The sequence below is a fragment of the Pseudomonas sp. GW823-FHT02E01 genome (assembly GCF_058797535.1).
The window spans coordinates 334,918-356,461 of record NZ_JBXAJS010000001.1 but is presented as its reverse complement, the minus strand read 5'-3'; the positions used below and the strand labels follow the sequence as shown (position 1 = coordinate 356,461).

Here is a 21,544-nt window from a genome sequence, read left to right as displayed (position 1 = left end):
ACGCCAACTCAGGACGGGAGCCCTCCCGGAGAGCGTCATGAACCTTCGATCCACGCGTTGCGTCGCTCTGGCCGGCACGTTGGTGTTCGGCCTGGTGCCGTTTGCTGGAGCCGTGGAATACAAGGATGTGAACGCCAGGGCTAGTACCTTGAGCTTCACCTATGAGCAGATGGGGTCGAGAGCCTACGGCACCTTTGGCAAGTTCAAGGCCAAACTGGACTTCGACACCGATAACCCCGGCGCCGCCCATGCCGCGCTGACCATCGACCTGAACAGCATCGACGCTGGCAACAGCGACGCCAACACCGAGCTGCAAAAACCGGCGTGGTTCGACACGGCGACTTATCCGGTGGCGACCTTCGAATCCACGTCCATCAAGGCCCTGGGCAATAACCGCTACACCATCACCGGCAAGCTTTCCCTGCGGGGGCTTACTCGGGAAGTGAGTGTACCGGTGCTGCTCAAATCCGAGAGCGCCATCGGCATCTTCGAGGGCCAACTGGTGCTCAAGCGTGACGACTTCAAGATCGGCGAGGGCGAGTGGGCGGACAGTGTGGTGTCCAACGAGATCAATATCCGCTTCCGGATGGTGGCGCCGCAAAGGTGACTGGGACCTCATCGATAGTTCGTCGGCCAATCATGTGACCATGCTGCCAGGGGGATGGAATGTGGTTTGTCTGATAGACCGAGGTGCCGCCATCGCGGGCTTGCCCGCGATGGCGGTGTAACAGTCAATACAAAGGCTGAGATCCATCAGGCACTTTGCGGATAGAGCGGACAGTCAACAAAACCCACCTCGGTCCCACCGCACGCTGCACAAAAGAAAAACGCCCGATCCACATTGCATGGGCCGGGCGTCGATCAATCCGCTCTAGTTCGCCTTTATCGGCACCGTCACGGTTTTGCCGAAGGCCGATTTGATGGTCGCCGTCGGGCTAGGCGACGGGCCGCTGCCAGCGGTTGTCACCGCTATGTTCCAGCGCGCGCCTGTCGGTGTCTGCGTCAGGACGGCGGCGCCAAGGTTCACCGTACCGGTTGTGGTGGTGGCCGTTGCCGTGATGGTATTGCCCGTGCCACGGGAGGTGGTGCCGGACAGGACCCAATACCAGCGGCTGTTGCTGCGGGCGGTGACGGTGGCGCTGGTGACGATCAGGCTCTCGTTGACCGGTGCCGAGACCGCCACGGACACCGTCGCCGGCGCCGACTCGGCGCCCTTGGCATCGGCGGCCCTATAGGTAAAGGTCGCGGTGAACGGCGCGGGGACCGTGGCCGGTGGTGTGTAGGTCACGCGCAGGCCATCGGTGCTGACCACGCCCTTGCCGGAGTCCGGTTGCTCCAGACCTACCACTTTAAGTGGCACGTTACCGTCAGGGTCGTTGTCGTTGGCCAGGACGTTGATGATCACCGGTTGGCCGGTGTTACTGATGGCGCTGTCGGCGTTGGCGACCGGTTTTTGGTTATCGGGGTCCTCGACACGTTTATCGCCAGTGCGGAAGGTCGGCAGCGCGGCGGAATTGACGTAGGTGACGCCGTCCCAGCCGGGCAGGGGCGTTGGCATCAACTGGAACTGGCCCGGATTCTCGACATCCCAGCGCAGCAGCATGGAGGTGTCCTCGTGCTGGGTATTGTGGCAGTGCTCCATGTAGGTCCCGGCGAATTCGCGGAAGCGGATCGCTATCTCCACGTCCACCGAACTGTCGACTTCTTGACCAATCCGATAGACGTCCTTGCGCGCCCATTTTTCCCATTCCGGCGGTGCCTTGCCGTCGCGCTTGAGGACGATGCCTTCTTCAAAGTGCACGTGCACCGGGTGGCTCCAGCCGTTGCCGCCGTTGATGATTTTCCACACTTCCAGGGTGCCGTCGCCGGAGAACCCGGCAGCGGTCGGGCCGGTAGCCAGTTGCGGAGCGGCGCTGATGATCCGAGGGTCCATCTGGTAGCCGAAACCGCCGTCGGTCTTGATGGTCCAGGGTTCTTCGTCGGTACCGTCGGAGCGGCCGAAGGTGAACTCGCGATGGCGCGCCGCCTTGAGCGTGGCTTGCACCGTCGGGTCGTCACGGTTGAGGGTCAGCGGGATCATGCTTTTACCCACCGGCTGGCCTGGCTTGGCGGGTTCGTAGTCGGCGGGGTTCATGCTCACGTCCTGGCCGGCATAAGTCTGCACCACCATCTGCATGAACTTGCCCACCACTGGATCGCCGTTCTCCCATTCCAGCCCTTTGCTGCCCAGCTTGAGCACTGCCTTGTACCTGCCGGACAAGACATCGGCCAGGCTCTGCGATGCAACCTCCGGCCCCTTGCCGTCGTGGTGCTCCATCAGGTTGACGAAGTACAGCTTGTCGCCGGTCTTGATCCCGTGTTTCGAGAAGTTGACGATGATGTCGTAACGCTCGGCGATGGCCAGGGTGGGCAGGATGGCGTTGTGGTCCTGCACATCGCCGTCGGCGTCCAGGTCCATGCTGCCGTCGAACGGCACGGCGTGTTCCATGAGATTGCCGTCGTTGGCGATCATATGGAACGGCACGCGGGTATAGGACAGGCCGGAACCTGTCGGGCCGGGGAATTCGCCACCGGTGCCGGCGATCTCACGCACCAGCGCGATCTTGAAGTAGCGCGACACCGAGCCATTGAGAATGCGGAAGCGATAGCTGCGCGCCCGCACGTTCAGGCGTGGCTGGTACTGCCAGTTGACGAGGATCTGGTCGCCGAGAAAACCATCGGTGTTGAACGGGTTGAACCACAGCTGGCCATTGGTATCCCAGGCCTTGTCGGCAATCATCAGGTTGACGTCATAGTCGCGGTTGCCCCAGGGCAATGCCGAACCGCTGGGCAGACGCAGGTTGACGCCGTCTTGCAGCGCTTCGTTGCCACGATCCATGGCGCTGTAGTAGTTCATCATCACCGCATTGCCCTTGTAGACGTTCTGCGCGGTGAAATCGAGCATGTGGTCGTGGAACCAGTGGGTGCTCATGGCTTCGCGCCAGTCGCCACGGATCTTGATGCTGCCGTTGTTGCAGGTCTTGAGGCCCGGCGTGGCATCGTTGACATACAGGGTTTCACCCGGGGCGCAGGGGAACGCCGCGCGCGGATCCTGAGCGCTGGTGTTGATGGTGTCGTAACCGGCCAACTGGATCGGCCAGCGATAGTCGTAGTACTGCCCCGGAAAGAAAAACGCATTGGAATAGCCGTCGCTTTCGGCCGGGGAGTGGCCGTTGTGTTCGTGGGTGCTGAGGGTGTGCAGGCCGAACCCCATGTTGGCCGACGGATCGATCGGCAGGGCGTTGTAGTGGCGCATCAGCACCGGTTGGCCGTACCGCACCATCAGCAGTTTTGGCGGAAAGGTGCCGTCGAAAGTCCAGAGCGCCTTGTGGTTCTGAATCGGCATGTTGGGGTGAAAGCGGGTGTCGATGCCTTTGGTGGTGCCCGCGATGATCGGGGTGTCCGAGGTCTGGTTGTAGAGCCCGCCCGGGCCGAACTCACCGACGGCGTAGTTGTGCAACTGGCGGCGGTCGCGCATGCCGCCGTTGAGCTTGGCGCCGGCTTGAGCGGTCTTGAAGGCGACCTGTGGGTAGAACTCGTTCCAGCGCTGGTGCGACCAGCCTTTTCCTGGCGGACGACCTTCGGCCGGCGAGCCGACCGGATGGCGGTTGAGGAAGGCTTCGATCTGCGCTTTCCACGGGTTGCGGTCCAGCACGTTGGAATACTGCGCCGGAAACGGGTACAGCCCCGGCTGGCGCATGAAGGCTTCCAGCGCGGCGGCCGAAGGGCCGCTGCGGGCGATGTTGTTCGGGTCCTGCGTGGGCGCCGGGCCGACGATCGGAACCGGGAAAGTCAGGGGCGGTGCCGGCAGTGTCGGGTCGAGTTTTTCCGTGCCGAATTCTTCGAACAGCAGCAGTTGCTGAGTGTACGGCTGGGCCCCGAACAACGGGCTGGGCTTGCCGTTGGTGGGGATTTTGAAGGATGTCTGCAGGCTTGGCGGCAGCACGTTGTCGGTCGTTGGCGTGGTGCGGGTGCCATACACACCATTGGGCAGGGCGTAGGAGCCCTGGTTGGTGGGAGGCATGGTCTCTATGGCATCCAGCGCGGCCTGGGGGTCGGCCGGCGGGTTGGTATACGCCGACGGATCTGTTGGCGGCGGCGGGCTGACATCGTCAAGCGGTGCTGCGTTGACGATGCCGAGGCTGACGTTGATCAGCATCACAGCGGCGATGCCCGGTTTGCTGAAAAAGCCGAGCGATTTGAGGTCAGTTTTGTTTTTCATCTTGTTTCCTCGGGACGCGTCGGTGTGGCTGACGTTCGCAAAACGCTGGACGCAATAGGTGTGCCAATCGCGGGGAAATTTGGGGGAAACAAAAACCTGTTTGATATCAAAAGGCTGGCGGTTTGGGTTTTGGTCCTGATGGCGCAGTAGATGGGGATCCTCAAAGTTGGGGGCTTTCACCCACCCGTTCTCCCCCGTTCATACCCGAGGTCGGTGTGGTGGTAACCGCTTTCGCGAGCAGGCGAGCTCCCACAGCAGATTGAGGTGTGGGCAATACCGCTGTCCCCTGAAGGAGCAGGCCTGATCGCGAAGAGGCAAGTTCATCCAGCACAATGTGTGCCGGACTCACTGTTGTCGGCCTTGAAAATGATGCGCATGGCTCAAGGAGGGTGGATGTCTGTCCATCACCTTCGGACCTGACGTGCCGGGCGCGCTATGATAGGCGGCCCTTGCCTCCCGGAGCCTGTCACCGCAATGCCCCTGATCAGCCATTTCAAGACCCCGTGCCCCGAGCACATCAATAGCCAGATCCTGCAGATGGTGGTCGACAACCTGACCGACATCAGCATGGTCGCGATCCCGCCCAGCAACCTGCTGTACAACCTCTATCAATACGCGATCGGCTATGAGGTGCACCTGTATCTGGAAGCGCTGAACGGTGAAAAAGGCATTGCCGTGGAGTTGATCGTCGCCACGGACGAAGACGACCCGCAAAAGGTAACGGGCTTTGTGCTGTACCTGCCGGTGCAGGACGACCCCGAGGCCTGCGGCGTGGCGTACATGGCAGTGCAGGCCGAGTATCGGCGCCAGGGCGTGGCCCGGCGGATGTTGCGGGAAATGGTCGGTCGCTACCCCCATGCCGAGCTGACCTGCTCGGTGGCCAAGGTGCCGTATTTCGAGGCGATGGGCTTTGAGGTGGTGGGCGTGCGTGCGACCCAGGTGTTGATGAACACTCGCGACCACGCTACCGCTGGCTTGATGGCGCTGCTGGATGTGGCGTCGATCTACAGCTCGCTGGAAGTGCGGCAGATTCATACCTACCTGCTGCAAAAGCATGGCAAGCGGGCCATGACCGACGCGGAAAAACAGCGCGATCGGCATCTGGACCAGTTGACGCGCAAGGCCCAGGCGTTTGTGCGGGGGCGGTTGGGTGACGATGCGGTGCCGGCCGCTGGCCCTCGGTTGCGCCTGGTCTGATCGCACTCTCCTGAACCCCCACAGATCCCCCTGTGGGAGCAAGCTCGCTCCCACAATGAACAGTGTTGGTTTGCAGAGGTAAAAAAAGAGCCTCAAAGCTCTTGATGGGGAGGAAGTGGAGCCGTGAGGCTCAAGATGCGCATGAAACAAGTGGTGAGCTTGGTAGGGGTTCAGTTCACTCACCACCTACGCAGCGGCTTGCGCAAGCAAGCGGCTGCGTAAGTTCATCCTAAAAAGACCGAGTGTTTCACTCAAGTACCGCTAGTCGCATCCCCCGGCCAGCCGGCGCGGCGCAACGCCTTGAGCAAGGTTTCGGCATCCAGCCCCTGCACCCCATGCCCGTTGCCTTCGGCGGTGTCGGCGGCGAGCAGGGCATTGATGATGGCTTCTTCCACGGCTTCGGTGGCGGCCAGGAACAGCTCGCTGATGTGGTCGTTGTTGACCATGCTCAGATTGTGGGTGGTCGGTGCTTTCTTGCTCTCGTAGGCAGCCGGTGGCACGTGATCGTTACCGGTGGCGAAGGCGATGAAGATGTCGCCGCTGTGGTCTTCATTGCCGCCGCCGGTGCGGGCCAGGCCGAGGCTGGCGCGCTGGGCCAGGCGTGTGCACTGGTGCGGCAGCAACGGCGCATCGGTGGCCAGGCAGACCACGATCGAACCCATGCCCGGATGGGGCAACGAGGCCTTGAGGAACGGCGAATCGACCTGTTCCATGTAGCGCCCGACCGGGTAGCCATCGACGCGCAACTCATTGCGAATGCCGTGGTTGGCCTGGACAATCGCCCCCACCGTCCAGCCGCCCTGGGCACTGTTCAAGCGGCGCGACGCGGTGCCGATGCCGCCCTTGAATTCGTGGCAGATCATGCCGCTGCCACCGCCGACATTGCCTTCGGCCACCGGTCCGCCCGCCGCCGAACGCACGGCCTGGGCCACGTGTTCAGGTTTCACGTGAAAACCGTTGATGTCGTTGAGCAGGCCGTCGAAGGTTTCCAGCACCACTGGCATATTCCAGTAGAGGCGCCCGTCATCCGGCTGCTGCTCGCGGTCGAGCACGATCAGCGCGTCGCGCACCACGCCCAGGCTGTGGGTGTTGGTGAAGGCGATGGGGCTGGTCAGCAAGCCTGCCTCGCGTATCCACTCCAGCCCCGTGGCATCGCCGTTGCCGTTGAGCACATGCACGCCGGCAAAGCAGGGTTGCTGACTGGTGGAACCGGCGCGCGGTTCGATGACGGTGACGCCAGTGAGGATGTCGCGGCCATTGGCCGTGCGGCCTCGTACGTCGCTGTGGCCGACCCGTACGCCGGGGACGTCGGTGATGGCATTGAGCGGGCCGGGTTGTAGTTGGCCGATCGGGATGTTCAGGTCGCGGGCGCGTGGTTTCATGGTTTTTCTCATCTTCGATTCGTGGCAGAAAAAATATTTTTTGGACACCACGGACACTGTGGGAGCGAGCTTGCTCGCGATGGGGTCGCTAAATTCAGCATCCATGGCGACTGATCCACCGCTATCGCGAACAAGCTCGCTCCCACAGGGTTTTGTGGTGTCCGGTCATTGACCGTTTTTGACCTTGCTCCAGATCCGCGTGCGCACGCGCTCGGTAGCGGGTGGCAGTGGCTGGAGGGTGAACAAGGTGGCCATGGCTTCGGCGGGCGGATAGACGGCCGGGTTGCTGCGGGTCGCTTCGGCCACCAGCGTGGTGGCGCTGCGGTTGCCGTTGGGGTAGTTGAGGTGGTCACTGACCGGAGCGATGACTTCGGCGCGCATCAGGTAGTCGATGAAGGCCATGCCTTGTTCCGGGTGCGGAGCGTCCTTGAGCAGCACCAGCGTATCGAACCACACCGGCGCGCCTTCCTTCGGCAAGCTGTAGGCGATCTTCACGCCGTTGCCGGCCTGCTCGGCAGTGGATTTGGCTTCGAGCATCGCGCCGGACCAGCCCACCGCCACGCAGATGTTGCCGTTGGACAGGTCGCTGATGAACTTCGACGAGTTGAAGTAGGCGATGTGCGGACGCAGTTTCAGCAGCAGCGCTTCGGCCTTCTTGTAGTCCTCGGGGTTGGTGCTGTTGGGCGGCAGGCCGAGGTAGTGCAGGGCAACCGGCAGCATCTCCGACGGCGAGTCGAGCATGGCCACGCCGCACTCGCCGAGTTTCGCCAGGTTCTCTTCCTTGAACACCAGGTCCCAGGAATCCACCGGCGCCTTGTCACCCAGCAGCGCGCGCACTTTGTCGATGTTGTAGCCGATACCGTTGGTGCCCCACAGGTAGGGTACGGCGTACTGGTTGCCCGGATCGTTGTTGGCCAGTTTCGCCAGCAGTTCGGTGTCCATGTTCTTGAAGTCCGGCATCTGCGCACGGGGCAGGGGGGCGAGGGCGCCGGCCTTGATCAGCGTGGGCAAACTGAAGTTGCTGGCCACCACCACGTCGTAGCCGCTGCGGCTGGTGAGCAACTTGCCTTCGAGCACTTCGGCGCTGTCGAAGGTGTCGTAGACCGGTGCAATCCCGGTGTCACGCTTGAAGTCCTGCAGGGTGGTGGGGCCGATGTAGTCGTACCAGTTGTACACGTGCACCGTCGGGGCTTCGACCGCAAAAGCCGACAGCGAAACCGCCAGACAGGCGCCAAACCCCAGATTGAAATACAAGCGGTGACGACTCATGATGCGGCACTCCTGGCCTGTTGCGGCCGGTGGTATTCAGGAGTTTGCAGCGTATCGACCAGGGTGGCCTTCACCCATTCCCATCATGGGTTACTCAAAAGGGGTAGTGCGTGGACGCGTTGTTGAAAGAGTTGCCGGTGCATCAGGGGCTGGCGCGGGTCTTTACGGCGGTGGGGCAGGACAGTTTCTGGCGTGCGCTGGTCGATACCCTGCGCTTGCTGGTGCCGCTGGATAACGCGTTGGTGGCGCTGATGCGCCCGGGGCATGTGCCGCGCCTGCTGATTGACTTCGATGCCAAGGGCAACAGTGATGAGCAGGAAGAGCTGGCGGACTACCGCGCCGGCATGTACCTGCTTGATCCGTTCTATCAAGCCGCTTGCGCCGGCATCGCCGACGGCTTGCACAGCCTTGATTCGGTGGCCCCCGACCAGTTCCAGCACAGTGAGTACTACCTGAGTTACTTCAGCACCGTGGTCGGTGGGGATGAATTGCAGTTCATGGTCAACGTCGATGGCGCCGTGCTCGGCCTGTCCCTGGGGCGTTCGACACGCTTCAGCCTCGAGGAGCAGGGCCGTCTGCTGTGCGTGCGTGACTGGGTGCTGGCGGCGATGCGCCGACACCTGGATTTGCTGCCACTGGAAGGGCCGGTCGCCGAACCACCGGCCGGCGATCTGGCGACCTTGCTCGATCGCTTCGACGCACGCCTGACCCTGCGGGAAATCGAAACCGCGCGCCTGATTCTCCAGGGGTTCTCCAGCAAGGCCATCGCCCAGCAAATGGGCATCTCCCCGGAGACGGTGAAGGTGCATCGGCGCAACCTCTATCACAAGCTCAACGTGAACGGGCATGGCGAGTTGTTTGCACTGGTGTTGCGGCCGCGTTGAACGGTCATGCAGCGGGCTGTTGCCAATGCGCCTTGAGGTATTGGATGAACACTTTCACCTTGCGCGTATTGCGCCGGTGGGCCAGGTACAGCACGTAGACCCACGGCCCGAACGCGCTGGGTTCGCGCCAGTACTGGGGCATCAACTCGACCAGCTCACCGCGCGCCAGATAGGGCGCGACACTCCACTGCGGGATGAACTGCAAGCCCTGGCCATCGAGCAGGCAGGCCAGGAGAAAGTCGTAGTTGTCACTGGCCACCCGTGGCGTCGGCTGTGTCAGGCGTATCCGTTGCTCGCCTTGCTTGACCCACCAGAAATGCCGATTCAGTAGCGGATGGCGGAATATCAGCCAGTCATGCTGCTGATAATTTTCCAGTGAAACATCCTCGCCTTTGCGCGCCAGGTACGTCGGGCTGGCGCACAGCAACATCTGGTTTTCCACCACCGGCTGCGCGATCACCCCGGGCAGGTCGATGGGGCCGTCGCGCAGGGCGAGGTCGTAGCCGCCGTCCACCGGGTCTTCGAAGTTATCGCTCAGGTCCACTTCCAGTTTGACCTGCGGATGTGCGGTCAAAAAGCGACAGCACACCTGATTGAGAAACGCCGGCGCGAACGAGGGCGGGGCGGTGATCCGCAAGTCACCGCGCAGTTCATGTTGCAACTGCTCCACGTCTTCGGTGGCCAGTTGCAGTTGCATCAGCGCCTGGCGTGCGCCTTCCAGGTAGATGCGGCCCGCTTCGGTCAGCGCCATGCGCCGGGTGGTGCGGTCGAACAGGCGCGTGCCGAGTTCTTCCTCCAGTTGGGCCACGGCCTTGGTCAGGGCCGAAGGGGTTTTGCCGAGCAGGTCGGCGGCGCGGCTGAAATTACCCTGTTCGGCGGTGGCGACGAACATGGTCAGGGCACTCATTTTGTCCATTTATCTATTCCTGATAGGCACAGAAGTTGTGCGGGAGCAGGCATTCAGTTCCCGATTCAGCTTGGATAGTCTTGGCTACAGCCCAACAAAAATAAAGAGTCATCCCATGAAACAGATTCTGACCTTGGCCGCGTCACTTGTTCTGGCCTGTTCCTCGATGGAAAGTATGGCCGCTGTCGATCTCATCCTGCACAACGCCCGGGTGTACACCGCCGAACCTGGCGAGCCCTTGCAGCAGGCCATTGCGGTCGAGAACGGCAAGGTCTCGGCGGTGGGTTCCGATGCACAAGTGCTGCGGCTCAAACAGCCGGACACGCGCATCATCGACCTGGGCGGCAAGGTGCTGATGCCAGGGTTTATCGACTCGCACTCGCACACGGTGAAGGGCGGCCTGCAATTGCGTCAGGCCAATCTGGACGGCGAGTTGCTGCCGCTCGATGAGCTGGAAAAGCGCCTGCGTCAATGGCGCGAAGACGGCAAGGCCAAACGCGGTGACGTCCTCAGTGTCGGCGGCTTGCCATCGACTTACTGGAGCCGGATCGAGGCGCTTGAGCAGCGCTTCAATCAGGGGGAATGGGCGGATACACCCATTCTCTTTCTGGGCTGGGACCTGCACACGGGGTGGGCCAACCGGGCCATGCTCCAGCGTGCCGGCGTCGATGCCGCGCGGGTCAAGGCGCTGAAGGACGAGGAGAAGGCCACGATAGGGCATCACTCCGATGGGCGTCCGAATGGCTTCCTGGTCGACGCCGGCCTGTATCCGGTGCAGGCCTTGCTAGCAGCCCCGACCACCGAGGAGTTGATGGCGGGCGGGCGCGCAGCACTGGACTACTACAAGAGCCTGGGCATCACTGGCTGGATGGACCCGATCGCCAATGAAATCCCCGGCGGCGATGTGAACAATCAGTCGGTGGGGGTGCTGCCCATCTACAAGGCGTTGGCCGAACGCGGCGAGCTGACCGCTCATGTGGCCGCACTGCTGATGGCGGACTCGAAAGCCACGCCGGCCGATCTCGATGAGCTGGACAAGGTTCGTCAGCAGTTTCTCGGCGTGCCCAACCTGACCCTGCCGGGGATCAAGGTGTTTGCCGACGGCGTGGCGGAAGTTCCGGCACAAAGCGCCGCCATGCTGGAGCCCTACAAGAACTCGAAGAAATCCGGCGAGTTGCTGATCGACCCGGCGCACTTCGGCGAACTGGTCAGCGCCGCCGACGCCCGCGGCTGGCTGGTGCACATCCATGCGATTGGCGACCGCGCAGTGCGTGAGTCGCTCAACGGCATCGAGCAAGCGCGCAAGGACCGGAAAAGCGGGATTGCCCATTCCATCACGCACGTGCAGATGGTCAATCCGAAGGAATTCGCCCGCTTCAAAACCCTCAACGTGATTGCCTCGATGCAGCTGTATTGGGCCATGGCCGATGAGTCGAGCGTGGACCTGGTCAAGCCCTATGTCAGCGCCATGGCCTTCATGTATTCGTACCCGGCCCGCTCACTGCTGAAGAACGGCGCGACCATTGCCGGTGCCAGCGACTGGCCGATCACCACGCCGGATCCGTGGAAGGCGATCTACCAGGCGGTCAGCCGCAAAGGTCCCAAAGGCGTACTCAACGCTGACGAAGACATCGACCGCCAGACCATGTTCCAGGCCTACACCCTCAACGCCGCCCGCACTTTGCGCCTCGAGGATCAGATCGGTTCGCTCAAGCCGGGCAAACAGGCCGACATGATCGTCCTCGACCGTGATGTCTTCACGGTCAAGCCAGAGGCCCTGCGCGATACCCGGGTGCTGCAGACCTGGTTCGCCGGCCGCGAAATTTTCGCCCGTAAATCCTGACCCCCCCACAACCCGGAACCTGTAGGAGCGAGCCTGCTCGCGATGACGTCATCACATCCAACATTGATGTCGACTGACCCACCGCTATCGCGAGCAAGCTCGCTCCCACAGGCTGAATGCCAACGCAAAAAAAGGACCACCGCTCGTGAAACTGCATTGCTTCGTCACCGACACCCAAAACCCGCAAATCCGAGGCCAGCAGATTGGCGAAACCTGGGGCGCACAGATCGGCAAGACGGTGGCGCTCTATCTCGATTTTTTCAATCAGGTCGGTGTTACGCCCGAGCAGGTGCGCTCGATCGGCGAAGCCAGCCTGCAAGCACTCACCGACTGGAGCCCAAGCCTGGCCCGGGAGCTGGAGGCCACGGCCGAAGGTGCCGGGATTGCCCTGTGGCAACTGGCGAGCCTGAATGCCCGTACGGAAATTCTTGCGGTGATGCCAGCCTCGCTCGAAGGTGAATGTTCGACGGCGGTGCATGCGCCAGCGGGGGCTGATGCGCCCAGGACCATCCAGACCTGGGACTGGCACGATTCCCTGGTGCCCCACGGCATGCTGTTGCAACTCACGGCCAGCTCCGGACTCACCGTCAAGCTGTTCACCGAGTTCGGCATGCTCGGCAAGATCGGCGTGAACAGCGCAGGCATCGGGCTGCACTTCAACATCCTGCACCACGCCAGTGACAACGCCGTGGCCGGGGTGCCAGTGCATGCGATTGCCCGGCGGATTCTGGAGGAGGCCACCAGCGTAGAAGAGGCGATTGCCCTGGCGCGATCGGCGCGGGTCAGTGCCTCGACGGTGCTGACGGTGTTCTCCCGCAGCGATGCATCGCCACGTGCGGCGAGCATTGAAATGTCCGCCGCCGGCACCGCCGTGGTTTTGCCCGGTGAGGACGGCTGGATCACCCACACCAACCACTTTCTCGACGCGGCACTCAGCCTTGGCGAGCGGACGCCGGACGCTTCGACCACCTACGCACGCCTGGCTCATGTCAACGCCGCGCGGGTCGACATGAGCCATGGCGACTTGAATCGCCGGGCGGCCGCCATGTGCGGTGCCGCCGGCGACGAGGCGCCGATCTGTTTCCATCCGGACCTGAGCATGCCGGCCACCGAGCGCTGGGAAACCCTGCTGACCATCGGCATCGACAGCGAACACGGCGTCCTCGAATACGCTGCCGGCAACCCGATGCAACTGGCCCGCGACGGCTTTCAGCGGTTCTGAACCGGCGTCCTCCATAACAACAAAAAGAGCACTCGATATGGCTAGTAACGGTCATTGCACGGCGGGTTCGCAATCCGCCCTCAGAACCTTTTTCGTCTCCGGCATGGGTACCGCGCTGGAGTTCTATGACTTCGTCATCTACGGCACGGCGGCGGCGCTGGTGTTTCCCAAGGTGTTCTTCCCGCAGATGGACCCACTCACCGCCACGTTGTTTGCCTTCGCGGCCTTTGGCGCGGGTTTTTTTGCCCGTCCGTTGGGCGGCATGGTCTTCGGGCACTACGGTGACAAGATCGGCCGACAGAAAATGCTGGTGATCACCCTGTTGCTGATGGGCCTGAGCACCTTTTTGATCGGATGTCTGCCGGGCTATTCGTCGATAGGCCTGGCAGCACCGGCACTCCTGGTGCTGCTGCGGTTGATACAAGGCTTCGCCGCTGGCGGCGAGTGGGGCGGGGCGGCGCTGTTCGGCATCGAATCGGCACCACCCGGTCGACGAGGACTGTGGGGCAGTTTCACCAGCATGGGCATCGGCATCGGTGGCATCCTGGGGGCAGCGGTGTTCGGCATCGTCAGTGTCGCCTCGAACGATAACCTTGCCGATTTCGCCTGGCGCATCCCGTTCTGGCTGGGCGGTCTGCTGGTGCTGATCGGGCTCTATGCGCGGCTGCAAAAACCGGTGGCACAGCCAGTCGAACACAAAACGCAGGCACGCATTCCCCTGGTCGCGGCACTGCGGGCACGCCCGAAGGAAATGCTGCTGTGCACCGGGATCGCGTTTGGCTACGTGACCATCGCCTATATCGGCAGCACGTTCTTTTTGTCGTATGCCACCCAACTCGGCTACAGCAGCACGGACGCGCTGATCTTCGACTTTTCGTTGTCGGTGGCCATCGTGGTGACGGCTCCGCTGTTTGCCCTGCTGTCCGACCGGATCGGCCGACGCAAAGTCATGATCTTCGGCGCAATCATCATGGCCATCGGGTTCTTTGCCTTCTTCCCGTTGGTCGGCATGAAAAGCCTGTGGGTATCGACCCTGGCGTACATCGCGGTCGGTGCATTCATGGGGGCGACCCAGGGGCCGATTCCGGCCTTTCTCGCAGAGCAGTTCCCCCGGGATATGCGCTATTCGGGGATGTCTGCCGCCTACCAGATCGGCGCAGCACTGGGCGGTGGTACGGCGTCGAGCGTGGCCACGGCGATCCTGATTGCCACCAACCACAATGCAGTCGGGGTTGCAGTGTATGGCTCGGTGGCGTTGGCGATTGTCGCGGTTTGCTCGTTCTTCCTGAGGGAAACGGCGCACTTGAGCATGGCGCAGATTGATGAAGTGTCGAGGGATGAGGGCGTGCTGCCCGCCGCAACGACGGTCAGTCGGTCAGGCGCTGCTTGAACACCAACGCCTTCAACCCACACTCGACATCCGCATCCGGAAACTCCGGCGGGTTCTCCAGCCGCTGTTCGAACCGCAGGCTTGGCGCTTCGCGGGTCACGCCGTCAATCAGGAAGTCGGCACCGAACGCCGGGTCGTTCATGCACGCCAGCACGGTACCCTGGGGGCTGAGCAATTCCGGCAATCGGCGCAACACTCGCTGGTAGTCCTTGGTCAGCAAAAAGCTGCCTTTCTGGAACGATGGGGGGTCGATGATCACCAGGTCGTACGGCCCCTTGCCGATCACCTTGCCCCAGGACTTGAACAGGTCGTGGCCGAGGAAACCGACCTTGCTCATGTCGTGGCCGTTGAGCCGGTGGTTGTCACGGCCACGGTTCAAGGCCGGGCTCGACATGTCGAGGTTGACCACGTGGCTCGCGCCGCCTTCGATGGCCGCCACCGAAAAACCGCAGGTGTAGGCGAACAGGTTCAACACCCGCTTGCCCTCGGCATTGGCCCGCACCCAGTCGCGACCGTAGCGCATGTCGAGGAACAGCCCGGTGTTCTGTTTGCGGCCCAGGTCCACCCGGTACTTCAGGCCACCCTCGGTGATGGTCATTTCCTCGATGACGTCCCCCAGCAGCCACTCGGTGGTGCTTTGCAGCAGGTAGCGATGTTGCAGCAACAGGGTGTGGGCGCCGGACTGGGCCCATTGCGCTGACTCGGTGATCGCCATCAGCAACTGCTTCAGGTCTTCCAGCTGCGCCGCTTCCGGTTCCTTGAACAGCGCCACCAGCACGACGCCCTGCAACCAGTCCACGGTCACTTGCTCCAGCCCTGGCCAGCAGCGGCCACGGCCGTGGAACAGGCGGCGGGTTTCGGCGGGGGCTGCCGCGAGGGCGGTCAGCAGGTGCTGGTTGAGAGTGGCGAGGGCTTCAGGGTTCATCGGGTCGGTTCGGTGGCGTGAAAGGGGCAGCATTCTAAACCCAATTGCCCCCTCAACGAACCGTTAGCGCAAGCGTTTACCAGTCCACCGAATAGCTGACGGCCAATCGACGTCCTTCGGCATTCGGGTATGGCGCGGCGGCATTGGCTTGCATGTAGAGCGTTTGATAGTTGCGGTCGCTCAGGTTGTAGATGCCCAGGTCCAGTTTGCCGACCGGTAGCGCCACGCCAGCCAACAGATCGACCGTGGTGTAGCCTTCGATTTTACGACCGTTCCCGTCCTGGAATCCGGCGTCGTAGCTTTCCAGGCGAAGGGCTTGCAATCGCAGGTTGTAGTCGCTCTGCTCATAGGCGATGAAGGCCGTGGTTTTGGCGGGTGAGATGCGGGTGGCCGGCAGGTCGCGCCATTCGCCGTTCTGATGGGTCTCACCTTTGGTCCAGGCATAGGTTCCGCCCAGCGACCAGGCATCGTCCAGGTGATAGGCAAGACTGGTCTCGATGCCACGCACGCGTTCTTTCTGGTCGATAAGACGCTGCGCACGTGTGACGGAATCGTAGTACTGAGTCACGTCGGAACGGTTTTCGAACACGGTGATGTTGCCTTGCAGCGAATCCCAATCCCCACGCCACCCCAGTTCGTAACTGTCAACCTTGATGGCCTGGGCGTTGAGGTCCTGGATGTCATAGCTGCCGCGAACATCACGCAGGAAACGCTGGACATCGGGCAACGAGAAACCCTGGCTGAAATTGACGAAAACATCCTGCGCACTGCTGATGTGATAGACCGCGCCAAGGTTGTAGAGGGTGTCTTCGTACTTCAGCGTGCCGCCCGGCAGCACCTCGGTCACCCCCGCTTGCCAGATGCCGCCAAAGGCAATGCTGTCGGCGACGTCGCTGTGAATCCATTCATGCCGTGCACCGCCGCGCAGTGTCCAGTCGCCGATGTCCCAGCTCGACTGGGCAAAGAGCGCGGTGGTGTTGGTTTCGATGTCGGGGCCAAATGCATAGCGCTGACCCGTCGGCGTATAGACCAACCCATCGACGCTGTAGCGGTCGCCGTGCTGGCTGATGCGTTCATTCTCGAAGTCGGCACCCCAGACCAGGCTGCCGGTGGCGCTGCCAATCGAGGGCAACGCACTGTCCACGGCGGTGCGCACGCCATAGACATCGGCCTGGCTTTCGGAGGCGACGACCCCGGCATTGGCGCCCCAGTTGTAAGGGAAGAAACGTGCCTCTTGTTTGCGCCAGTAGCTTTCCACCTGCAATTGCTGGCCGAACAGATCCTGATCGCTGTAATTGAAGTTCACCGCCTGATTATGGGTAAACGGCTGATCACTCAGCTGCAAACCCTTGACCGCCACTGACTCACCATTGCGAACGCCGGCCACGTAACCGGTGTCTTGCTTGTCCTCGTATTCCTGCAAGGAAAGGCTCAGGCGTCGATCGTCATCCAGATCAAAGCCGAATCTGGCGTGCAGGTCATGGCTCTCGGTGTCCATGTTGCTGCCCTGAAAAGCTTCCTGGGCGATGCGATTACCATTGCCGTCGAATTGATCGTTGCGTTGCAACAGGTCGGCGGACAGGTACCAGTCGAAGGCTTTCTCACGCCCGGTCACGCTCTGGAAGACATCGTAGGCAAAGCCTTTGCTATTGAAATTGTCGGCGCTGCTGATGCCCACGCGACTGCTCAATGCCAAGGGTTGTCCTTCGTTGCGTTTGGTGATGACGTTGATGATCCCCCCGGAAGCGCCGGCGCCGTAAAGGCTGCTGGCGCCTGAGACCACTTCGATGCGCTCGATGCTCGATGGCGCGATGCTGTTGAGTTGGCGTGACACATCGCGACTGGCGTTCTGGGATACACCATCGATCAGCACCAGCACGTTACGTCCGCGTATGGTCTGGCCATAGTTGCTCATGGTCCCGGATGAGGGCGCCAGACCCGGGACCAGCGTGCCGAGAATGTCGGCCACGTTGCGCCCGGCAGCGGACTGTTGCGCAATGTCCTTTTGCGATATCAGCTGCACGGTGCCGGGAATCGAGGCGATGCTGGCTTCGCTGCGGGTGGCGGAAACCACCGTGTCGGACAACGCCAGCGGACCGTTGCCCAGTTCCATCGGTGCCGGCGCCGGTTGCAGGATGACGCTGTTGTCCCCGCTGAAGCGCCATTGCAGGCCGCTGTCGCGCAGCACGGCATTGAGCGCCTGTTCAGCGTTGTAGTCACCTTGCAGCGACGGCGCCGATTTGCCACGCAGCAGTGCCGCGTCGACACCGATGGAGAGCCCGGTTTGAGTGGCTAGCGCCGTCAGCGCGGTTTCCAGCGGCTGGCTCGCCAGCTCGAAGTGCCAGGTGTCTGTCGCGGTGTCGGCGAAGGCCGGTGCGGCGCAGCTCAAGGCCAGTGCCAGAGCGCTCAGGCGAAAGAGGGAAAAGGTCTGGTTGGTCATTGTTGTTGCCCATGGAATCGACTGTATTAACTCCAATGACCGGGCTGAAATGAAATCGGGCAGTTGTCTTGAAGATTTTTTTCGAGGCTCTTTCCAGAGACTCAGCGTTTGCGCACCTGGATTAGCAATTGGCTGTAACTCTCGACGCGTATCGGCAAGGCCGCCTGCAACAACGCCAGCGCGGCATCGCTGTCTTGTGCCGGCAGCACGCCCGTAAAGCGCAGGGCCTGCAATTGCGCATCCGACACCCAGATAATGCCCCGACGATGCCGTTCAATTTCGGCCAGTACCTCGGGCAGTGGCCTGTCATGGAAGATCAGTTGGGCGCGGGGCGACATCGGTACCTGCGTGCCGGGCGCGATCCAGGTTTGCACCGGCAGGAACTGGGCGAGGGCGATTGCCGCCGGTAACACCAGCGCTGCGCCAATCAGGCGCGCGCGACGAGGCCGGGTTTTCGCGGGCGGTGACAGCGATTGCCACAGTTGCTGGAGTTGTTCGAACAGTTGCGCATGGCGTGCATCCGCGTCCCGCCAGGCGTTGAATTCGGCCAGTTCGGCAGTCGTCGGGTTCTCGTCCAGACGCACCAGCCACAGTGCCGCCTGCTCGCGGATCTGCTCCTGAACAAGGCCGTCAGTCATCGTTCAATCCATCGGGCAGGGCGTCGAACAGACGGGCGTGGCAGTGCGCAAGCGACTTGGCCAGGTACTGCTTGACGCTGCTTTCTGAGACCTTGAGGTGCCTGGCGATCTGGGCATAAGAACAGCCATCGACACGCGCCATCAGGAACGCCTGGCGCGGTTTGTCCTCCAGTTCTTCCAACAAGAGCAGCAGAACTTTACCGAGCAACTGGTTTATCGCGTTGATCCGTTCCGGGCCTTGCTGGGTCTGTTGATCAAGCAGAACAGCCATGCTGCGCAGGGTTTCCGCTTCGACCTGGCGGCGATGGTACTGATTGATCAACAGGCGATTGGCCGCCACCAGCAGATAGGCCCGCGGCTCCTGCAACGTCGGCAGCACGTCCAGGCCCAGCAGTTTGACGAAGGTGTCATGGGCCACGTCAGCCGCGTTTTCGGGACAACCGAGCTTTTTACGCAGCCAGCCGAAAAGCCAGCCGTGATGCCCACGGTAAAGCTCGGAAAGGGACGAAGCGGACTGGCCCGACACGACGAAACCTCGAACGAAGATAATTCGCAAATGGGAAGTTGTTGCAGTTGCGAATGCTGTCATGTCGCAACGCGCCGTTCAAGTCCGTTGATGACGAGGTTGATTGTCGGGAGGCAGAAAGCGGGGCGCGTGTCCCGAGAGTTATCACGTTTAATTTAACTTTGCGTGAGGATTTGGCGATCTTCCGGCTTCCATACTCGGCTCCAACGAACAACAACAAACGGGAGCCGGACATGTCGCAGACAACTGCTTCACCCAAGGCCAGCCATCCACGCTGGCTGCGGCTGACCCATTGGCTCAACGCCCTGGCGGTGCTGGTGATGGTCACCAGCGGTTGGCGCATCTATAACGCCTCGCCGCTCTACGATTTCAGCTTTCCCAATTCGATCACCCTCGGCGGCTGGCTGGCAGGCGCGCTGCAATGGCACTTCGCGGCGATGTGGTTCCTGGCGGTCAACGGTCTGATTTACCTGGCCTTCAACCTGTTCAGCGGGCGCCTGAAGCGGCGTTTCTTCCCGGTGTCGCCCAAAGGCGTGTTGCACGACCTGTGGGCCGCCTTGCGGGGAAAACTCGGGCACGCCGACCTCAATCATTACAACCAGGTGCAGCGTTTTGCATACCTGTTCGTGATGGTCGACATCCTCCTGCTGGTGCTCTCCGGGCTGGTGTTGTGGAAGTCGGTGCAGTTTCCGCTGTTGCGTGAGTTGCTGTTCGGCTACGAGGGCGCACGCCGTGTGCACTTCTTCGCCATGGCATTGCTGGTGGCCTTCGTGGCGGTGCATCTGGTGATGGTCGCACTGGTTCCAAAAACGCTGTGGGCCATGATCGTCGGCCACAAGGAGCAGGTATGAAAAAGCGCATTCAGGTAGCCGGGCTGGACGAGGATTCGATCCTCACCGATGCCCGCAAGATCCTCGCGCCACAGATCGAGGACCGCTCGCGCCGCTCGTTCCTGTTGCGCGGCCTGACCCTTGGCGGCGTGGCGATGCTGTCCGGCTGCAACATCACTGACAACGACAGTGTTGAGACTGCGCTGTCGTCCATGTCGCGCTTCAACGACCGGGTGCAAGGTTGGCTGTTCAACCCCAACGCGATGGCGCCGACCTATCCCGAATCGATGATCACCCGGCCGTTTCCCTTCAATGCCTTCTACGGCATCGACGAAGCGCCGACGGTGGAGGAGGAGGGCTATCGCCTGGAAGTCACCGGCCTGGTCGCCGACAAGCGCAGCTGGCGCCTCGAAGAGCTAAGGGCCATGGCCCAGACCGAGCAGATCACCCGGCACATTTGCGTCGAAGGCTGGAGCGCGATCGGGCGTTGGGGCGGCGTGCGCTTCAGCGATTTCCTCAAGCGCATCGGCGCCGACACCGATGCCAAATACGTCGGTTTCAAATGCGCCGACGACTACTACACCAGCATCGACATGGCCACCGCGCTGCATGCGCAAACCCTGTTGGCGCTGACCTGGGACGGCGCGGTGCTGCCGCGCGAATACGGCTTCCCGATGAAGCTGCGCATGCCCACCAAGCTTGGCTACAAGAACCCCAAACACATTCAGGCGATTTTCGTCAGCAACACCTACAGCGGCGGCTACTGGGAAGACCAGGGCTACAACTGGTTCGGTGGCAGCTGATGAACGTGCGAAACATTCACCGTCCGCAAACCCGTGCTCCAAGGAGATCCATCATGAAAAAGTTGACCACTGTTGTTCTGTCCATGTGCCTGGCCGTTGGTGCTGCCTCTGTGTTTGCCGCTACTGCTGTTGATAACGGCAGCATGAGCAAGGACAGCATGAGCAAGGACTCGATGTCCAAAGATGCCATGTCCAAGGATGCGATGAAGAAGACCGATTCGATGTCCAGGGACGCCATGTCCAAAGACGCCATGTCCAAAGACGGCATGTCCAAGGATGCAATGTCCAAGGACGCGATGAAGAAAGATGCCATGTCCAAGGACAGCATGAGCAAAGACGCCATGTCGCAATAATCAAAGGCAACACAAAACCTGTGGGAGCGAGCTTGCTCGCGATGAGGGCCTGACAGTCGAATCCCTGTTGACTGGCACGCCGCCATCGCGAGCAAGCTCGCTCCCACAGGTTTTCCTATTGTCGATCTGCTGTATCAAAAATGAATTTCCACCGATTCCGCTGCTCATACCTTTTAGGTGGCGGATCAGAACCCGCGAAATCATCGAGGCAATCAGGGAGCGGCACGGTCATGAGTCGAGTACCGACGGCGGGTGGGGATCTTCCTGGCGGGTTGATTCTGGTGGTTGAGGACGACCCGCTGATCCTGGAGTTTCTCTGTGAAATTCTTCAGGAGGAAGGTTTTGTCGTCGAGCCGCAAATCAGCGCGGACGCGGCAGCGATTTATCTGGAGCAGCATGCGCCACAGGTGGGCATGCTGCTGACAGACATCACCATGCCCGGCACGCTCAACGGCGCGGACCTGGCCAACCAGTTCGGCGATCGCTGGCCGGACAAGCCGATCATGATCATGTCCGGTTTCGAAACCCCTGAAAGCGCAGGCGTGCGGCACGCGGTCTCTTTCATCAAGAAACCCTGGATGATTGGCGGGCTGCTCGATTGCGTGGGCCAGACCTTCAAGTCCAAACGACTCAACTGACCTGCGCGCAGATGCTACATTGCCGGGCAAATCCGT

General features: G+C 61.7%; 18 protein-coding genes. 10 read left to right on the top strand and 8 right to left on the bottom strand.

The features are described from left to right. Positions 1-37 precede the first annotated feature (37 nt). A complete protein-coding gene (locus AC1RDQ_RS01605; RefSeq protein WP_223532992.1) occupies positions 38-607 on the top strand; it encodes a YceI family protein in 570 nt (189 codons plus the stop codon). Between the two features lie 264 nt (positions 608-871). On the opposite strand, the gene AC1RDQ_RS01600 is transcribed toward AC1RDQ_RS01605, so the two are convergent. Continuing rightward, the gene (locus AC1RDQ_RS01600) at positions 872-4,261 is read right to left on the bottom strand and encodes an Ig-like domain-containing protein (RefSeq protein WP_492586041.1); all 3,390 of its coding nucleotides are present in this window, start codon (positions 4,259-4,261) and stop codon (positions 872-874) included. A 474-nt stretch (positions 4,262-4,735) separates the two neighbouring features. Between AC1RDQ_RS01600 and AC1RDQ_RS01595 the strand changes: the two genes are divergently transcribed. Further along, positions 4,736-5,458, top strand: coding sequence for a GNAT family N-acetyltransferase (locus AC1RDQ_RS01595; protein ID WP_102671368.1), 723 nt, complete (start codon positions 4,736-4,738; stop codon positions 5,456-5,458). Between the two features lie 251 nt (positions 5,459-5,709). Here the strand turns inward: AC1RDQ_RS01595 and AC1RDQ_RS01590 are convergent, their stop codons facing one another. Beyond that, positions 5,710-6,840: a DmpA family aminopeptidase gene (locus AC1RDQ_RS01590; RefSeq protein WP_154862071.1), complete on the bottom strand. Its 1,131-nt coding sequence runs from the start codon at positions 6,838-6,840 to the stop codon at positions 5,710-5,712. 165 nt (positions 6,841-7,005) lie between these two features. After that, a complete protein-coding gene (locus AC1RDQ_RS01585) occupies positions 7,006-8,109 on the bottom strand; it encodes an extracellular solute-binding protein (RefSeq protein WP_489338789.1) in 1,104 nt (367 codons plus the stop codon). A gap of 110 nt (positions 8,110-8,219) precedes the next feature. Between AC1RDQ_RS01585 and AC1RDQ_RS01580 the strand changes: the two genes are divergently transcribed. After that, entirely contained in the window at positions 8,220-8,993 is a 774-nt protein-coding gene (locus AC1RDQ_RS01580; protein WP_090456486.1) for a helix-turn-helix transcriptional regulator, read from the top strand. Between the two features lie 4 nt (positions 8,994-8,997). Here AC1RDQ_RS01580 and AC1RDQ_RS01575 read toward each other — a convergent pair whose 3' ends face one another. Beyond that, a complete protein-coding gene (locus AC1RDQ_RS01575; RefSeq protein ID WP_492586039.1) occupies positions 8,998-9,909 on the bottom strand; it encodes a LysR family transcriptional regulator in 912 nt (303 codons plus the stop codon). Between the two features lie 106 nt (positions 9,910-10,015). On the opposite strand from AC1RDQ_RS01575, the gene AC1RDQ_RS01570 reads away from it, so the two are divergent. The 3 genes from AC1RDQ_RS01570 to AC1RDQ_RS01560 all read left to right on the top strand — a co-directional run bounded on the left by AC1RDQ_RS01570 (position 10,016) and on the right by AC1RDQ_RS01560 (position 14,355). Beyond that, the gene (locus tag AC1RDQ_RS01570; protein WP_492586037.1) at positions 10,016-11,743 is read left to right on the top strand and encodes an amidohydrolase; all 1,728 of its coding nucleotides are present in this window, start codon (positions 10,016-10,018) and stop codon (positions 11,741-11,743) included. Positions 11,744-11,888: 145 nt separating this feature from the next. Then, entirely contained in the window at positions 11,889-12,965 is a 1,077-nt protein-coding gene (locus AC1RDQ_RS01565) for a C45 family autoproteolytic acyltransferase/hydrolase (RefSeq protein WP_492586035.1), read from the top strand. Between the two features lie 37 nt (positions 12,966-13,002). Then, positions 13,003-14,355 carry an MFS transporter gene (locus AC1RDQ_RS01560; protein ID WP_492586033.1) on the top strand — a complete coding sequence of 451 codons (1,353 nt, stop codon included), beginning with the start codon at positions 13,003-13,005 and terminating at the stop codon, positions 14,353-14,355. Here AC1RDQ_RS01560 and AC1RDQ_RS01555 read toward each other — a convergent pair. From AC1RDQ_RS01555 to AC1RDQ_RS01540, 4 genes are all read right to left on the bottom strand, one after another. Continuing rightward, complete coding sequence (locus AC1RDQ_RS01555) at positions 14,333-15,280, bottom strand: class I SAM-dependent methyltransferase (RefSeq protein WP_492586031.1); 948 nt, start codon at positions 15,278-15,280, stop codon at positions 14,333-14,335. The genes AC1RDQ_RS01560 and AC1RDQ_RS01555 overlap by 23 nt on opposite strands. A 76-nt stretch (positions 15,281-15,356) precedes the next feature. Continuing rightward, positions 15,357-17,720 carry a TonB-dependent receptor gene (locus AC1RDQ_RS01550; RefSeq protein WP_340313891.1) on the bottom strand — a complete coding sequence of 788 codons (2,364 nt, stop codon included), beginning with the start codon at positions 17,718-17,720 and terminating at the stop codon, positions 15,357-15,359. 101 nt (positions 17,721-17,821) lie between these two features. Then, a complete protein-coding gene (locus AC1RDQ_RS01545) occupies positions 17,822-18,358 on the bottom strand; it encodes a FecR/PupR family sigma factor regulator (RefSeq protein WP_492586029.1) in 537 nt (178 codons plus the stop codon). Further along, positions 18,351-18,947 (bottom strand): sigma-70 family RNA polymerase sigma factor, encoded by a 597-nt coding sequence (locus AC1RDQ_RS01540; RefSeq protein ID WP_492586027.1) that lies wholly within the window; start codon positions 18,945-18,947, stop codon positions 18,351-18,353. Before AC1RDQ_RS01540 ends, AC1RDQ_RS01545 begins: the two co-directional genes overlap by 8 nt. 170 nt (positions 18,948-19,117) lie before the next feature. On the opposite strand from AC1RDQ_RS01540, the gene AC1RDQ_RS01535 reads away from it, so the two are divergent. The 4 genes from AC1RDQ_RS01535 to AC1RDQ_RS01520 all read left to right on the top strand — a co-directional run bounded on the left by AC1RDQ_RS01535 (position 19,118) and on the right by AC1RDQ_RS01520 (position 21,508). Continuing rightward, a complete protein-coding gene (locus AC1RDQ_RS01535) occupies positions 19,118-19,735 on the top strand; it encodes a cytochrome b/b6 domain-containing protein (protein ID WP_154862311.1) in 618 nt (205 codons plus the stop codon). Further along, complete coding sequence (locus AC1RDQ_RS01530; protein WP_090456473.1) at positions 19,732-20,517, top strand: molybdopterin-dependent oxidoreductase; 786 nt, start codon at positions 19,732-19,734, stop codon at positions 20,515-20,517. The genes AC1RDQ_RS01535 and AC1RDQ_RS01530 overlap by 4 nt, the downstream gene beginning before the upstream one ends. 53 nt (positions 20,518-20,570) lie before the next feature. Continuing rightward, positions 20,571-20,870 (top strand): pentapeptide MXKDX repeat protein, encoded by a 300-nt coding sequence (locus AC1RDQ_RS01525; protein ID WP_492586025.1) that lies wholly within the window; start codon positions 20,571-20,573, stop codon positions 20,868-20,870. Positions 20,871-21,100: 230 nt separating this feature from the next. Next, the gene (locus AC1RDQ_RS01520) at positions 21,101-21,508 is read left to right on the top strand and encodes a response regulator (protein WP_150815275.1); all 408 of its coding nucleotides are present in this window, start codon (positions 21,101-21,103) and stop codon (positions 21,506-21,508) included. Positions 21,509-21,544: the final 36 nt, after the last annotated feature.